The 15287-nt window shown below is 61.7% G+C and carries 16 protein-coding genes and 1 pseudogene; 5 read left to right on the top strand and 12 right to left on the bottom strand.

The genetic code is table 11. The annotated features are described in order from the left end of the window. Positions 1 to 81: 81 nt before the first annotated feature. The gene (locus RLO07_RS05915; protein ID WP_462291204.1) at positions 82 to 1950 is read left to right on the top strand and encodes a vWA domain-containing protein; all 1869 of its coding nucleotides are present in this window, start codon (positions 82 to 84) and stop codon (positions 1948 to 1950) included. A 160-nt stretch (positions 1951 to 2110) separates the two neighbouring features. On the opposite strand, the gene RLO07_RS05910 is transcribed toward RLO07_RS05915, so the two are convergent. The 7 genes from RLO07_RS05910 to RLO07_RS05880 form a co-directional block, all read right to left on the bottom strand. Beyond that, on the bottom strand, positions 2111 to 3418 hold the full coding sequence (locus RLO07_RS05910; protein WP_462291203.1) for a mechanosensitive ion channel family protein: 1308 nt from the start codon (positions 3416 to 3418) through the stop codon (positions 2111 to 2113). A gap of 114 nt (positions 3419 to 3532) precedes the next feature. Further along, positions 3533 to 4756 carry an NAD(P)/FAD-dependent oxidoreductase gene (locus RLO07_RS05905; protein ID WP_462291202.1) on the bottom strand — a complete coding sequence of 408 codons (1224 nt, stop codon included), beginning with the start codon at positions 4754 to 4756 and terminating at the stop codon, positions 3533 to 3535. After that, complete coding sequence (locus tag RLO07_RS05900; RefSeq protein WP_462291201.1) at positions 4753 to 5118, bottom strand: sugar 3,4-ketoisomerase; 366 nt, start codon at positions 5116 to 5118, stop codon at positions 4753 to 4755. The genes RLO07_RS05905 and RLO07_RS05900 overlap by 4 nt, the downstream gene beginning before the upstream one ends. Before the next feature lie 72 nt (positions 5119 to 5190). Next, positions 5191 to 6081 (bottom strand): glycosyltransferase family 2 protein, encoded by an 891-nt coding sequence (locus RLO07_RS05895; RefSeq protein ID WP_462291200.1) that lies wholly within the window; start codon positions 6079 to 6081, stop codon positions 5191 to 5193. An 11-nt stretch (positions 6082 to 6092) separates the two neighbouring features. Beyond that, complete coding sequence (locus tag RLO07_RS05890; RefSeq protein WP_462291199.1) at positions 6093 to 6620, bottom strand: ferritin-like domain-containing protein; 528 nt, start codon at positions 6618 to 6620, stop codon at positions 6093 to 6095. Further along, positions 6617 to 7426: a 2-oxoacid:ferredoxin oxidoreductase subunit beta gene (locus RLO07_RS05885; protein ID WP_462291198.1), complete on the bottom strand. Its 810-nt coding sequence runs from the start codon at positions 7424 to 7426 to the stop codon at positions 6617 to 6619. The genes RLO07_RS05890 and RLO07_RS05885 overlap by 4 nt, the downstream gene beginning before the upstream one ends. Continuing rightward, positions 7416 to 9149 carry a 2-oxoacid:acceptor oxidoreductase subunit alpha gene (locus tag RLO07_RS05880; RefSeq protein ID WP_462291197.1) on the bottom strand — a complete coding sequence of 578 codons (1734 nt, stop codon included), beginning with the start codon at positions 9147 to 9149 and terminating at the stop codon, positions 7416 to 7418. The genes RLO07_RS05885 and RLO07_RS05880 overlap by 11 nt, the downstream gene beginning before the upstream one ends. A 250-nt stretch (positions 9150 to 9399) precedes the next feature. Here RLO07_RS05880 and RLO07_RS05875 point away from each other — a divergent pair, with 250 nt between their 5' ends. Then, complete coding sequence (locus RLO07_RS05875; protein WP_462291196.1) at positions 9400 to 9912, top strand: hypothetical protein; 513 nt, start codon at positions 9400 to 9402, stop codon at positions 9910 to 9912. Positions 9913 to 10008: 96 nt separating this feature from the next. On the opposite strand, the gene RLO07_RS05870 is transcribed toward RLO07_RS05875, so the two are convergent. Next, complete coding sequence (locus RLO07_RS05870) at positions 10009 to 10149, bottom strand: hypothetical protein (RefSeq protein WP_462291222.1); 141 nt, start codon at positions 10147 to 10149, stop codon at positions 10009 to 10011. 121 nt (positions 10150 to 10270) lie between these two features. Further along, positions 10271 to 10399 (bottom strand): annotated as a pseudogene (locus RLO07_RS05865) (zf-HC2 domain-containing protein); the annotation flags it as partial. A gap of 211 nt (positions 10400 to 10610) precedes the next feature. On the opposite strand from RLO07_RS05865, the gene nrtS reads away from it, so the two are divergent. Continuing rightward, positions 10611 to 10838, top strand: coding sequence for a nitrate/nitrite transporter NrtS (nrtS, locus tag RLO07_RS05860; protein WP_462291195.1), 228 nt, complete (start codon positions 10611 to 10613; stop codon positions 10836 to 10838). Here the strand turns inward: nrtS and RLO07_RS05855 are convergent. Further along, positions 10833 to 11072, bottom strand: a complete 240-nt coding sequence (locus tag RLO07_RS05855; protein WP_462291194.1) for a hypothetical protein — start codon at positions 11070 to 11072, stop codon at positions 10833 to 10835. The genes nrtS and RLO07_RS05855 overlap by 6 nt on opposite strands. A 101-nt stretch (positions 11073 to 11173) precedes the next feature. Here RLO07_RS05855 and RLO07_RS05850 point away from each other — a divergent pair, with 101 nt between their 5' ends. Beyond that, positions 11174 to 12133, top strand: coding sequence for a DUF3592 domain-containing protein (locus tag RLO07_RS05850; RefSeq protein WP_462291193.1), 960 nt, complete (start codon positions 11174 to 11176; stop codon positions 12131 to 12133). A gap of 184 nt (positions 12134 to 12317) precedes the next feature. Here the strand turns inward: RLO07_RS05850 and RLO07_RS05845 are convergent, their stop codons facing one another. Next, entirely contained in the window at positions 12318 to 12743 is a 426-nt protein-coding gene (locus tag RLO07_RS05845) for a DUF3293 domain-containing protein (RefSeq protein ID WP_462291192.1), read from the bottom strand. A gap of 439 nt (positions 12744 to 13182) precedes the next feature. Between RLO07_RS05845 and RLO07_RS05840 the strand changes: the two genes are divergently transcribed. Continuing rightward, the gene (locus RLO07_RS05840; protein WP_462291191.1) at positions 13183 to 13809 is read left to right on the top strand and encodes a hypothetical protein; all 627 of its coding nucleotides are present in this window, start codon (positions 13183 to 13185) and stop codon (positions 13807 to 13809) included. Positions 13810 to 14265: 456 nt separating this feature from the next. Here the strand turns inward: RLO07_RS05840 and folD are convergent, their stop codons facing one another. After that, positions 14266 to 15147: a bifunctional methylenetetrahydrofolate dehydrogenase/methenyltetrahydrofolate cyclohydrolase FolD gene (folD, locus tag RLO07_RS05835; RefSeq protein WP_462291221.1), complete on the bottom strand. Its 882-nt coding sequence runs from the start codon at positions 15145 to 15147 to the stop codon at positions 14266 to 14268. Positions 15148 to 15287: the final 140 nt, after the last annotated feature.

Below are 15287 nucleotides of genomic sequence, written 5' to 3'. Positions count from 1 at the left end.
ACACCGGAACAACGAACAGCTCCACGACAACCGCACGCGACTGGCCTATGCTGGAATGATAAGAAGATAAGGAAGACGACAATGCAAAAGCTCATGACGATGTTGTTGGCGGCGCTGGTAACGGTGCCCGCCTGGGCCGGGGACTATGCACTGGAAGCTCCAGAGCGAGCCCACATCCGCGAGACCCTGAAAATCCACTGGACCGCGCCGGAAGCCGGGGGCCTGCTGGAGATCCGCAGCACTACCGGCACCCCGGTACGGGGCAGCTACGCCTACGTCCGCGACAACCCGCAGCCAATACTCGCGCCGGAGGCCCCGGGGGAGTACCGGATCGTCCTCCTGCAGGAGAAGGAAGTCCGCGCCAGCGCAGACCTGACGGTGTTCCTGCCGGAGGCGGGCGTGGAGGCACCGGCCAGCATCGACGCCGGAGCGGACTTCGAGGTCGCGTGGACCGGGCCGAACAGTCGCCAGGACTTGCTGGTGATTGCCGAGCGCGACGGCCCCCGCATTCGCGGTGCCAGCTACACTTACGTTGGCAACAGCCGCGGAGGCAAGGCGAAGCTGCGGGCCCCGCTGGACCCTGGCGAGTACGACGTGGCCTATCTGAGCGGCTCCACCATCCTCGCCCGGGCCGCGGTATCGGTGGCGTCGATCAACGCCACCCTGCACCACGCCCCGGAGGTACACGCCGGAGGCACATTGCGGGTCACGTGGGAAGGACCGCGCAACGCGCAGGATCAGATTACCTTCGCCAGCCGCGACGGCGAGCCCCTGCGCGGCAGTAGCTATGTATACGTCAACAATGGCGACGACAACGTCGTCAGCCTGCGGGCTCCGGAGCAGCCCGGGTCTCTGGATGTGGTCTATACCGTCGGCGGCCGGGTGATCGGCCGCAGCCCGGTGGAGGTCATGCCGGCGCAGATCGCCCTGGACGCGCCAGCGGAAGTCCAGGCGGTGAAGCCCTTCATCGCCACCTGGCAGGGCAACGGCAACCACGGCGACCGGATCGAGGTCATGGACGCCGAAGGCGGTACCCTCGCCTACAGCTATATTCGCACCGATGAACCGGAAACCCGTCTGGTCGCGCCGCCAGTGGATGGCGACTTCACCCTTGTCTATGTCACCCGACACGGGCGCGAAATGGCCAGGCACCCGCTGCGGGTACTACCGGCACCGGAGCCGCCCGGCACACTGCTGGTGGAGCAGGTACGCCCGGCGCTTGGGCCCGGCGACGCGGTTGGCGTCATTTTCGATGCCTCCGGCTCGATGTTGCAACGCCTGGATGGCGAGCGCCGGGTGGAGATCGCGCGGCAGACTCTCGCCGCGCTGGTCAGCGATACCATTCCTCCCGGTACCGGCTTTGCCCTGCGGGTATTCGGCCACCGCGAAGCCGGCAGTTGCCGCACCGACCTGGAGATCCCCCTGGCACCCCTGGAACCCGTCGCCGCCACGTCGGTCATCAATGACATCAACGCCATGAACCTGGCGCGCACCCCGCTGGGACGCTCCATTGAATTGGCCGCCGGCGACCTCGCCGACGTGCCGGGCAAAAGGTTGCTGGTCGTACTCACGGACGGCGAGGAAACCTGCGAGGGCGATCCCGCCGCCGCCATCACGGGCCTGCGCAAGCGGGGCTGGGATATCACCGTGAACATTGTAGGCTTCGCCATCGACGACGACGCCCTGGCAGCGGAGTTTGCTGCCTGGGCAGATCTCGGCAACGGCAGCTACTTCGCCGCCACCGACCGCGACTCACTCAAGTCGGCGCTGCTGGAGGCCACCATCACCCGCTTCGCGGTCAGCAACGCCGAAGAGGAAACCGTTGCCCGGGGGCGTCCGGGACAGTTGCTTTCCCTGCCAGCGGGAGACTACCTCGTTCTGTGGGGGGAAGACCAGCGCACAGCAGTAACCGTGGCACCGGGTGAGTCGGCTCGAGTAAGGCTGCAGTGAGGCAATTCAATCCCCTGCACCGGGCGTCTGTCACACTTGCTTTACGCCACCGCCACCGCCGTTTTCCGCTGGCTGCAGTGGGCGACGCCATGCGCTGTCAGGAGCAGGGGTGCATGCGCGGCAGCGTCGTGATTAACAGGGTGCGCCAACTGCGCCTGACCTAATCGGAAGGAGCCGGAGACGGAGCAGCATGCAGATAGACTTCCCGGTGTGGATAGGGAATCTGGATACCGTTCTCCTTGAACGCATCCCACAGTGAGAGCATGACTTGCCCCTGTACATTGCTGACGCCCGCTTCCGCATCCGTAATCCAGAAGCGCAGGACAAAATTGAGCGAGCTGTCACCAAACTCCATGAGCAGGCAGATCGGCTCGGGGGTGGCGACAACCCGCGCCGGCCGCTTGGCAGCTGCGACCGCAATGTCGATCACCTCGTGGGGGTCGGAATCATAGTGCAGCCCGAACTCTACCTGAATACGGATCAGGCGATCACCGTGGGACCAGTTGATGACGCGCTGGGTAATGAAATCCTCGTTGGGTATGAGAAAGGATTTGTTACTGCGCGTGATAATTTCCGTGTAGCGCGCACCCATGTGGGTGACCGAGCCAAACGTGGCACTGGCTTCCAGCTCGATCACGTCCCCGGGCTTGATCGACTTGTCCAGCAACAGCAACAGGCCACTGAACAGGTTGGAGACCACTTTCTGCAAACCGAAACCAATGCCCAGGCCCACCGCACCTGAAAACACGGCAAAGATGGACAAATCCAGACCCGCGCTGGTGACCCCGATCAGCAACGCAAAGGTCACCAGCACGATGCGGACAATCTTCGCGACCAGTACCTGCGAGGAGCGGGTGAGGCTCTTGCTTTTCAGCACCCGGCGTTCGGCAAAGGTGGAGAGAAAGGTCGCGAGGTAAAGCAACACAACAAGAGACAGGATGGTTTTGACAACCGCAAGGGCGGAAATATGAAACTGTCCCATGCTGAACGCCATCGCATCGAGCGCAATGGTGGCGTCGTCCAGAATCCCGAAGATACTGAGTGCTGCGATCAACAGCATGGTCAGCGCAAAAAAATCACGCGCCATGACGTTGGAGATGAACTGCGTGGCGATGCGAATCGCCATATAGGCCAGCAGCAGCTTCATTACCCCGGTGACCAGTGAGACCCGCAGGAATGCGTATCCGGAAGAAACGATTAGACTGATGACGAACAATACGCCCAGCATCACCAGGGGTACCACGAGACTCTTCAGATTGTTGCAGGCGAGTTTTACCCGGATGGGCAGGTCAGCGTTGTCAATCAAGCCGGTCAAACGCTCGCGCACGACACGGTAAACCAGCATGCCAAAGGCCAGGGCCAGCAGGATCATGACCGCCTGGTACAAAGTGCCGGGCGACCAGACTTCGTCCGCAAGCCATTGCAGGAGGCGGCTGATCAGCTGCTGTGAATCCGGATTCTCAAACATGCTTTTTCCAGGTTGCCAATGATCACCCCCGTGAGCAGCCCGCAATCAGCTGACGTGGCCGCAAGGACCGACGGCCGTTTTTGTCTGGCCACGGCGATAGTATAACCTGCCTTTTCACACAGACTCCTCACAGATCCGTACCGCGAGGCGCTCGGCCAGCCACGGAGCCGTACAGTACTTCCCGGTATCGATGCTGAAGTAACGGCCATGCTGCTCGATGCCGAAATCGGTGCGCTGGTGCAGCGACGACTGTGGATCGGCGAGCTGACCCTGGCCGGCGGCATAGACCCAGCCACCATCCACATGCACGGATTCGATGTGGTCCCTGATGCGCTGCACGGCGGGCAGGTAGCGCCCCAGATTGTCGAATACCGCGCCAATGAGCTGTGCGGTTGCCTGCTCGTCCAACCCGGCAACAGGCGGCGGATCCACATCGGTGCCGTAGGCCGCCAGCCCGCCGGGGTACCAGGACAGGTAGAAATCGCGGTCTCCGAAGTTCTTGAGGTCGCCGAACGGACCCGTCGAGATCAGGGCGCTGGGGATTGCCAGCGGCACCGTGGTGCGGATGAACAGGGCCCGGCGGTAACGGTGCGAGAAGCGTGCCGGCGGGCCGATACCCAGGGTCCGGTCGAGCGCCAGCTTGCCTTCCCAGAGCGCATTGACGACGACATCGAAACCGTGGAAGTCACCTGCGGCTGTCGCTACGGCCCAGGGGCCGCGATGTTCACCACCTTGCGAGCTGATCCCTGTGACGCGAGTATCCAGGGCCAGGGTGATAGCGGGTTCGGCCCGCAAGGCACGCTGCAGCAGCGCTGCGACCCGGATCGTAGACACGGAACGCTCCGGTGTCCGGAATCCCGCGACGATGTCCGGGGAACCAGACAGCGACGCCAGCTGTGCCGGTGACAGTGGCTCGCTGTGCGCGTTGCGGACATCGACGAGGTAGTCACCGGCACCGGGGTGCGCTCGCACCAGTGCGTCAACGGCCTGCAGGTAGCGCCATTGCTCGTCGGCAGAGACTACCGACTCCCGATGGCACAGGTAGATGTCATCCCCGGCTGTCATCAGCGAAGCGATGGAACTGCCGGTACACTGCTCCAGCAGCGGCCGAAACGCCAGGCTGCCCGACAACACGTGGCGCGCCGTGTGCAGCGACGGGTCTGCGGCGTACAGGTACCCGAGGTGGATCTTGCCCTCGTTCCAGCGGCTCGCCCTGGCGACCGGCTCGGGCGCGGCATCAATCAACGTGACCCGGCAGCCCCTGTGCGCCAGCAACAGGGCGGCACAACTGCCCATGATGCCGGCGCCGAGTACGGCGATGCGGGGCTTGCTGTTCACGCCTGCTCCGGGTCGTCGAATATCGCGGCGGCATTGTAGGGCTCGCTGGCGAGTACCAGCAGCACCGCGCCCTCGCTCAGGTAGGTCTGACTGAACCAGACGCCGGCGCGCACCAGCAGTGCCGGCGAGTCCGGCGTCAGCACCACGCGCCGACGCTCGCCGCCGTGGGCCAGCTGTACCTCGATCTCGCCCGCGATCGCCACCAACAGCTGGGCGCAGGTCCGGTGTCCATGGCCGCCGCGGACAGTACCCGCCGGCACGCCGCTGACGGTGAAGATTCGGCGCGGCGTGAACGGCAGGGATTCCCAGTCCAGCGGCAGCAGCAATCCGCGTTCGTCGCTGCAGCGACGGAGCGGGACCATTGCCACCCGCGTTTCGAGCGCGATTTTATCGGCGTCCGTGGGGCTATTGTTCGAATTCGACACTGTCGTCCTTCACTTGAAGCGCGTCAGCCCGCGCTTCAGCCGGCTGAGCAGGCGTCTGGCGAGTACACCGGGAGAGCGCTTCCCGGCAATTTCCGCCTGCATCAGCGACAGCTCGGCGCGCAGGGGCCGGCTGATTGCCAGCTTGTCCCCGGTGCTGATATCGGCGTTCCACAGCTCGCGCATGCACGATGCCGTCACTTCAAACCACTCCCGGGGATTGAATTCCCAGCCCCGCGACAGGCTGCGCGGCTGGTAGCGCTTGTGGACCAGCACCTCCGGCACCCGGGCGAATTCGCCGAGCAGGCTCATGTGCAGCAGCCAGGGAAAGTCGACCGAGAATTCCCCCGCCCGGTGGGGCTTGATCCCGCCAATGGACCTGGCTTGCTGCAGGCGAAACATACCGCGATTGGGCGCCCACCAGAGCCACGGCCGCCCCTGCATGACCAGGCCGCGCTGCCGCGGAGTCTTGAGACCCTCCAGAGCGGTGAACTGCCAGTGTTCTTCCGAGCCGTCGATATTGGTCAGGTGGGTATCCGGGAACGCCAGGATGACCTCGGGCCGCTGGTCCAGAACGCGACAGAGTTTCTCGACAAAGGTGGGTTCCAGCAGGTCGTCGTGGAACGCCAGCATTACATAATCGGCATCGGCCTCTGCGATCAGGAAATTGCAGTTGGCCGCATAGCCCAGGCGTTTGCCATGCTGGCAAACAACGCGAAAGCGCGGGTCCCTGCGGCTGTGGGCGAGACATATCCCGGCGGTGCCATCGTCGCAGACGTCGACCGAGACCAGCACCTCGAAATGCGGGTAGGTCTGGGCGGAAAGCGAGTCGAGTGTCGCCTGGATGAAATCGGCGGATTCATAGGCGGGAACCAGCGCCACTACTTTCGAGGGTCGTGACATGCCTGGACGCCCTATTCCGGTTGCTGCGGCGGATCGATATCGGGCGCCGGCGCCGCCGCGTCACTGCCTGTCTCCTGCAGTGCTGCCAGCCTCGCCTGCAGCAGGCTGGCGTGCTCGCGCTCTTCCTGTGCAAACTCCGCGGCGTGCTTTACGACCTCCGCATCGCTCGACTGCGCGGCGACGGTGGCATAGAAATCAGCCGCCGCATTTTCCTGGTCGATCATCAGGCGCAGCGCTGTCTCCGGTTGCATCTCATAGCGCAGGCCTGCATAGGCGCTGGTTTCCGGCGGCTCATCGCCGGGCCAGGTGAACTCCCAGGCCTTGAGCCGCGGCAGCTTGCGGCCCTCGCAGATGGCCGCGATCTCCTGTGCATGCAGGTCGCTGTAGCCTGCCAGTTCGGCGAACAACTGCGCCAGGGCGTGTTGCTGGTGATGCCGCATGGTGTCGGCAAACTCGCGCAAGCGCTCGGCGGACTCCCGCTCCAGTTCCAGGCTGTGGGCGAGGAACAGCGGCAGATCCGAGATCAGGTCTTTATTCACAGTTCGAACTCCGCCCGTGGATCGGTCGCTGCTGCCTGCGCGTGGGGCCGCGGCCACACCGGCCGCGGATTGCGATAGAGAATCCCCTTGGCGAAACCGTCGTCCGCGTGCATCAACGCGGCGGCCTCGGCAGCCGTGTCAGGGAGACTTTCTACGCTGTGCACCTGCTGTTTCCAGGCCGTCTGTTCCGGAACAAAGGTCACGCACTGGCTGAGCACATGAATGAACGCAAAGCCGGGAAAGGCCATGCCTTCGAAAATCAGCTGCGCCAGGCCGTTGGGGTCGCCGCTGTAGCCGCGGGCGATAAAGCCGGCACCACTGGCCAGGGCGATGGCGCAGGGCTGAAAGGCGCGCACCTCGGTACCGTGTGGCGTCAATTTGCCGTCCAGCCAGGTCTCCGGGCTGGTGGGCGAGGCCTGCCCCTTGGTCATGCCGTAGACCTCGTTGTCCATGGCGATGTAGACGATATCCACGTTGCGGCGACAGGCGTGGAGGAAATGGTTGCCACCGATCGAGAAGCCGTCGCCATCGCCGCCCACCGCCACCACCTCCAGGTCTGGGCGTGCGACTTTCAGGCCGGTGGCCAGCGGCAAGCCGCGCCCGTGCACGCCGTGAAAGCCGTAACTGCTGACATAGGCCGGCAGGCGGGAGGAGCAGCCTATCCCGGAGATGATCGCCGTTTCGTGTGTGGCAAGCTCCCGTGCGGCCATGGCCTTGGTGATCGCATTCAGCACGCTGTAGTGCCCGCAGCCCGGGCACCAGATGGGTTTGATCCCGGATTTGTAGTCCTTGGCTTTAAGCGACATCAGCGACCTCCAGCGCGGCAAGAATATCCCGGGGTTGTATCGCCGCGGGCCCCGGCAGCGCCAGGCTCTCGAAGCGGTATTGCGGCAGTTGCGCGCGCAGGTAGTGGCAGAGCTGGGCGCCGTGGTTGTGCTCCACCACCAGCACACGAGTCGCCTGCTCCAGCAGCGACGCCAGTTGCGCCACCGGCAGCGGTGCCAGCAGGCGCAGGCTGAGTACCGCGACCTCGTGGCCTGTGGCTGCGAGGGCATCCTGCGCTTCCAGTGCGGGTGCGGTGACCGAACCCATGCAGATTATCAGGGTGCTGCCGTCAGCCTGCCCGCGGAGATCTGCCCAGTGCTCGCCGAAGTCAAAGTCCGTCAGTTTGCGCAGGCGCTTGTCCAGCTGCAAGCGGTGATCGCGCGCGCGCGGCGACGGGATCGCATTTTCGCCGTGCTCCAGGCCGTCGGCGGTATACATGTGGCCAGGCTCTCCCGGGAACGCCAGGGGCGACACGCCGGATGCCGTATCGCGGTAACGCAGATACGGTTCCGCCTGCCCGGAAGGCTCAATGACCGCCCGGGGGCAGGTGCCGGCAGGGGCATCAAACACCTGAATCGACTGGCCGAGAGACTGGTCACTGAGCACGATTACCAGGGTCTGCAGCCGGGTTGCCAGGTGCACCGCCCACGCGGTGGTGAAGTGGCAGTCGGCAATCGATTGCGCCGCCAGCACAATGTGGGGGGCATCGCCGTGCAGGCCGTACAGGGCCAGGTTGAGGTCGCTCTGCTCGCTCTTGGTGGGAATGCCCGTGGACGGCCCGCCGCGCATGACGTCCACCACGACTGCCGCCGTCTCGCTCGCCACCGCGAGCCCCATGGACTCGCTCATCAGGGCCATGCCCGGGCCCGAGGTGGCGGTCAGGGCCGGTACACCGCCAAAACCCGCGCCGATCACCATGTTGATGGCCGCGAGTTCATCCTCGGCCTGCACCAGGTGCCCGCCGTAGTGCTCGATATGGCGGGCCAGCCACTCGAGCAGGTCGGAGGCGGGGGTGATGGGATAGGCCGCGACAAAGCGCACCCCGGCCTCAAGCGCGCCCAGCGCCGCCATCTGGTTGCCACTGGCCAGCCACCTCGCAGGGGAGGGACTGCCCCCGGGCGCAGGCACCGCCGGCGGGGCAAATGCCGCGAGCAGCGTCTGCAGCGGACCCGGTAGCGCCTCCGCAAAGCCGGCCCGGAGGGCACGGCAGGCGGCGTTCCGCGTCGCCTGGTCGTGCTTCCGCAGGCGCGCCTGCAGCAATGCCTCCGTGGCGGAGAGTGCGCAGCCGAGACCCTGCGCCAGCATGCCGAGGAACACCATGTTGAGCCAGCCCGAGTCTGCGGCAGCCGCGATCTTCGCGGCATTGACGCTCAGCAGCCTGTCGCCGGCGATACCGGGCGGCGGCGCATCGGTGCCTGTGTGCAGTACCAGCGTGTCGGCGCTGATCGGCACCTCATCGGCAAAGCGGGCAAAGTTCTGCCAGTCCAGCGCTATCAGCAGGTCGATCCTGGCCGGGATGGTGGATACCGGCGCGTTGCCAAGGCGCAGGATGGCAGCCGATTCGCCCCCCCGGATCTGCGGGCTGAAGGTCTTTTTCAGCATGCCGTAGCCGCCGCTCCCGGCGGCCAGCTGCAACACCAGTTCGCCGGTGGAGATTGCGCCGGCACCACCACTGCCGCTGATTGCCAGCGTGAGAGTCGTCATGAACTTTCCATTTTCCCGCAAGTACAAAGAGTATAACGCCACGCCGGGGTTCCATCCACGAGGCCGGTTCAACAGGAGTGAGCCGACATGAGTTCCCATCTGGTAGTCGCAAGGGAGGGCATCGCGACCGGCAGGGCGACCAGGCCCCCTCGCGTTGACCGGGACATAGTGGGCGTTTACCCTCCGCAGACTTTCCCAACCTTCAGTGGGACACAACGTTGTTCACACACAGATGTGCCTCTACGCCATCATGAATAGAACACCACGATGGCTGTTTCTTGCCATTGGCGCCTTCGTTGGCATTGCCCTGCTCTCGGTGCTATTGCGCAATGCGGTGACCACCGGAGAGGAAACCACGCTATGGACGTTTGCCGCTGTCCATTTCACAGGCTACCTTTTCCTGGTCATTTCGCCGGTGGAAATTTTCTACGTGCACATGCTCGGCGCGGGGCACGACCTTACCACGTTGTTCGGGCTGGCCCTGGGCACGGCCCTGCTGGCGCAAACTGCAGACTACAAGATTGGCCTCGCGTTCAGCGACAGCGTGATTGAAAAAGTCATCGGCGAGGAGAACTATGTTCGCAACCTGCACCGGATCGAAGCCTATGGTAGCTGGACCATATTTTTTTTCTGCCTGTTCCCGCTCTCCTCCCCCATAGTCATCCTGGTGGCAGGCATGATCCGCTATCCGCTGCTGCGGGTCCTGCTTTTCAGCAGCACCGGCCTGGCACTGAAATACAGTGCATTGGCGCTCTTTTTCTAGGCCTGCAAGACCCATCCCGCCTGCGTCACACATTCCCGGGCTAGCGGTCAGCCCGCGACTCCCTCCAGCGGAACATCCAGGGTATTGAGGAATCGGTTAAGCGAGGTAAAACAGCTCCATGATGGCGAGTGCCTCGATGATTTCCAGGTCATCCGCCCCCGCCCTGCGCGCGAGGTCCAGTGTAGCGACCGACGCCCCGTGGGGGTCGCTGTTTGCCTGCCGGGCAAGCACCAGCAAGGCGCGTTCCTTCGGTGTGTCTCGCGTACGCCCGGAACATGTTGGAGACGGATCCCAGGGCCATCCGGATCTCGTCGAAGATCGCCTCAACTTCATCACTGCCACCATCCCACTGCCCCATGAAACGGCGGCAGTGGTGACACATCAACAGGTGCATTCTCACGGCCATACGCGCACGCCAGGGCAACTCACCATCAAGGTAAGTGCTGGCCAGCTCGCTGCTTGTTCGGCATGCGCTGCAGCAGCGCATCCAGGCAATCCATCAGATCAGCCCCCATCAACAAACCCTCGGGCGAATCCATTGACCATGCAACAGGCGGTATTTGCCAGCGCTGTCCGGTTTCCTGAGCCTGCAACGTAACACCTGTACACTGGGAGCATCCATACTGGAAAATTGAGACTGGATCTGGTGCCAATTCTACCGACTCGAGGACTGTATGCCGCAGAAGAGTGATACGAGAGTGTCTATAGGCCATGTGCTGGGCATGGCTGCTGTGCCGGGAACAGCGCTGCGCGCCCTCAAACTGGCACTGGTTGTGGGTACGCTGCTGACCATCATCAATCAAGGCGACACCCTGTTCCAGGGACAAGCCCCGAATTGGCTCAAGCTGGTGCTGACCTACATGGTGCCTTACGGTGTCTCGACCTGGACGAGCATAGCCAAGGATCTCGAGAGAGCTAGATTATAGAGGCGCAAACAACCAATCGTCTGGCGCCAGCATCTTGTGCGTGTCATGACAGAAACTGCAGGCATTGATGCCGGAGACATAGAGTGCCAGCATTTTCCGCTCGGCAATGGTCCAGTCAGATTCGCCGCGCAGAACAATATCGTGGAACTCGGTCAACGGCCAGATCCCACGGCCGAATGATTTGAACACATCACCGAGATGAGGCGTCTCGGGCAGGGAGGGAAATCGAGCCATTGCTATTCTCCTTGCAAAGGGAAGATGCTCAGGGCGCAGGTTGTCTAGCCGGCCTATACTTGGCACTCTGTATGCAATATGACTGTCGCAAAGGGGGAGACATGCTTCAGCGTATCAAGCACTTCATGAACACGGTGTCTACCAACTGGTCCGATGACCCTGCGGCTCGTGGCGCGGCGAAGATGACCGCCGGGGCAGTACTGGTCGCCGAGGGACTGTTTGGCACCATTCGTGGCGTGACCGATGGTCGCAAGGGCAAGAAGGGGGGGCTGTTCGGCGGCATATTCGGCGTTGTCTTCGGGCTCATCTTCATGGGCGCCGGCAACCTGATGGCGCCGGATGAGTTGACGGACGGGGTAGCGACGCAAGGCACCATTGTCGAGGTGGAAGAGGGCCGAAACAGCGACGGCGAAACGATGTATGCGCCTCGCTACAGCTATACCGTGGATGGTGAGGAATACCAGTTCACCGCCTCGGTACGCTCCAGTGGCCGCCCCACCATCGGCAAGTCGGTGGAAATCCTCTATTCCGCAAGCAACCCTGCCAATGCCTATCGCACCGACGGTATCGACGGCAAGTTTCACCTGATCTTCATTGGTGCGGGGGGGCTGGTGGTACTGTTGTCACTGTTCAGTCTGCTGGTGAGTGTGGCGCTGATCGTATTCGGCGTCTGGCTCTTCATCGGCGGTCGGCGCGACCGGCGCGAGGCGGGGACCACCAGCGGGTTTTTCTCCGACCTGCTCTCTCTGGCGCAACGCGCGCGCTCGGGGGGTGTGGATGTTGAGCAGACCGCAGCCGGCCAAAAAGGTACCGGCCAGGGTGGGGCGAGCCTGTTTGAAACGGCTGCGGATCCGGCAAGTGCCGCGTTGGCTCCCGCTGGCGCCGCCGCGAGAGCCGATGATTCGGCCGGTGTTTCAGCCGCTCCGCCGGACGCCGCCAAGCGGCACGATGCGCCCCCACCGACCGCCCCTCCCGAAGGCTGGTATCCCGACACGGAACAGCCTGGCAGGTTGCGCTGGTGGGACGGTAGCCAGTGGACGGCGCACAGACGGGATGCCTGATACTGTCGAGCGGGCGGCCGTGATCGAAGAGCTCTTCGACACCAGGCAACACTCCGAGAAAAACTGTTGCTCGCCTTCGCGAACGCAACCCACTTGAAGGGTGTCGGCAGGCGTTCTTCCACACGCGAAGCCCAGACGATGCGGTGAAGGCCACCGGTGACGATTCAGCCTGACTGAACTCCCATCACCGCAGCAGGATCAACTGCGCGATTCCATCCGCGCCACTCCAGACGATGGCATTCTGCTGATACTGAACCCCGAGCGTCCTGCTCGCGTCGAGATCCAGGCCCAGGACAAGCAGACTCTCCTCCGCCGGCCACCGATTGGATGGATGTTGACCGGCGCCAGGCACGAACACCAGCCCCTGGGCCTCAAGGTCTTCAGCCAGCACTACCTGGCGCTCGCGATTGACACTTTCATCGATCGGCCGGCTGAACGGATTGCAGGCCGTGACAAATGCGCTGCAGTCGACCTGATGGCGCTCGTGCAACGCCACCAGCTCAGCACTGGACTCGCCGATTCGGAGGATAAACGGTGGGTTGGCAAAGACACGATATTCTGTCTCGATGTAGGCCTGCACAATGGCCGCATCAATTACTGAACCAGACAACGGAGTACCTCCCTACATGGAGTCCGAATGAATCAGATTCGCCGCTGCAACTGCCGGGGCGTGACACGGTCAAGCTTATCGTCTTGGATTTGTCCGGGACCAGCCAAAATATCGCTCGCGCCTGCCAGGCTGCAAGTCACTGAAGGACTTCATACCGGGATGGAATGACGACCAGGACGGCTTACGGGTTCAGGAATTTCGAGAATCACCGACTGAGGGTGCTGACCCATTGTGGATGGGCGGTGGGGCGTTCCGCTGGCATCATTAACCGGGTTTAGAATAGGCTAGAAACCTCCATGAACCAGGGGAAGTCCACAGCCGCTTTAGAAGCGTCCGTTGAAGTGGGGTAGAACCCCATTGTGTTTATTGGCGTAGTCGGCTAACTTTAAAAGAGTGCGGATGAAACACAAAATAACTTCAGCATCGGGGATACTCAGGTATGAACCTTCTGTCCAGGGTTGGGATTGTATTTACTTCTCTTGTTCTGTCGGCTGGCTTGGCAAATGCTGCGTCAGACCTTATTGGCGATGCAGCGTCGATCTCATTGCCTTATCAGGAAATCGTTGATAACAGTGGCTTCACGACGCTTCCTGACCCCTTCTGTGGCAACAGCAACTTTTCAGGAGATTTTTTCTATCGCTACACGCCATCAGGCAATGAAACGATTAACATCAAAGCCATTGGCGATGACACTGAAATAAAGGTGTTTGATCTGGCTGACGCAGGGAACGAGTGCGTTGTCTATCAGGATGACGATAATATCGTTTCGCCTAACTGGTGGACCAACACCTATCCCGGCTTGGTTGCTGGGTCTTCTTGCGACGGTGACTGTGCAGAAGATCTAGATATTGCGCTGACGGGTGGCACTGAATATGTCATCGCCATCGCTTCGAATGATACTGATGCCCTGGGGTTCATCTGCTTAAATATTGCGGTGGGTGCTGGTGCCGCAGCCGATACATGTGCGCCAGCCACTCCAGTTCCAGCCCTGCCCTTGTGGGCGTTTTTGGCTCTCGCTGGCGTAACAGGATTGTATGGAGCCAGGAGACTGCGTAAAGCTGCCTGATAGCCAGCCCTCTCAAAACAGGCAAATAGCCTCACTACACAGTGAGGCTTCTTTTCAGGCCTCCGGGGAGCACCTGTTGCGGGGGTTGGCGCGCCAAGCCTCCTGCAGAGCCACATACTCATTGCGAGTGAAATGACATCATGAACAGGGTTTAGTGAATATCGGCCGACCCCCTGTTAAATGGGTAGAGCCTGGAATTACAAGACCCAGTAACCACGGACCTTTTAACCTATATGATGGCGGTGGAAGCAGTCTGAGCAGGGATTGTCTCCGGGAAATTCCCTGATAACGGGAAATCTACAGGGAATTTTCCCACTTGAGTCCTCGCCCTTACTCCGTACGTGCCCGACCCCACTATTTTTACTGGCTTTTTTCTCCAAATCGGGTGCCAGTGAATCCAATTAACAGGGAGTTAGCAGGGAATACCCTTAAGAGAAAACTAATCGGCGTAATACCTCAATCAAGCTCACAAACAACTCCAACCTGCCGGCAGGCAGCAACTACGGTATTGCGCAGCAGACAGGCAATGGTCATGGGACCAACGCCGCCAGGTACAGGAGTGATCGCTCCAGCTACTTTCACCACTTCATCAAATGCTACGTCACCCACCAGCTTTGCCTTTTCCTCGCCCTCTCGCTGGATACGATTGATACCCACGTCGATCACTACCGCGCCCGGCTTGATCCAGTCACTCCTCACCATCTCCGGCCGACCAACGGCTGCAACGACGATATCGGCTCCGCGACATATGCCGGGCAGATCTCGAGTACGGGAGTGGGCGATGGTAACCGTGGAGCTCTCCTTGAGCAGCAGTTGTGCCATCGGCTTCCCTACAATATTGCTGCGACCTATAATGACCGCATTCTTCCCGGATAGGTCACCATCGAACTGCTCTATAAGCATCAGCAGGCAACCGACCGGTGTACATGGCGCCAGAGCAGCCGGATCGCCTGTGGCCAGCCCACCGACATTGACCGGGTGAAAGCCATCCACGTCCTTGGCCGGGTTAATGGTCCTCAGAACTCGCTGCTCGTCAATGTGCTCGGGCAGTGGTAGCTGAACCAGGATCCCATGCACCATGGGATCATCGTTGAGTTGCCCAACCAGCATCAACAGCTGTTCCTCGGTAACAGTGGCAGCCAGTTTATGTTCACGGCTAAGCATGCCCGCTTCCACAGTCTGTCGACCCTTATTACGCACATATAATTCGCTGGCCGGGTCCTCACCCACAAGGACCACAGCCAGACCTGGTTGTAGGTTGTGTTCCGCCACAAGACGTGACACTTCCGCACCCACCTGCAGCCTCAGTCGCAGCGCTGTTGCCTTACCGTCAATCACTATTGCTGACACAAACTATTCCTCCTACGTAATCCAAACTTTCTGAACGAGCTGGCCAATTACCAACAATGCAATTGGACGATGCGAAACTGATAAATACCAACGCGTGAGCTCAAATTAAAACCGGCTTCGTCGAGTAA

Origin of the sequence: Haliea sp., assembly GCF_040221975.1 — a bacterium.
In the GTDB taxonomy this organism is placed as follows: Bacteria; Pseudomonadota; Gammaproteobacteria; order Pseudomonadales; family Halieaceae; genus Haliea.
This window is presented reverse-complemented; position numbering and strand designations above follow the sequence as displayed.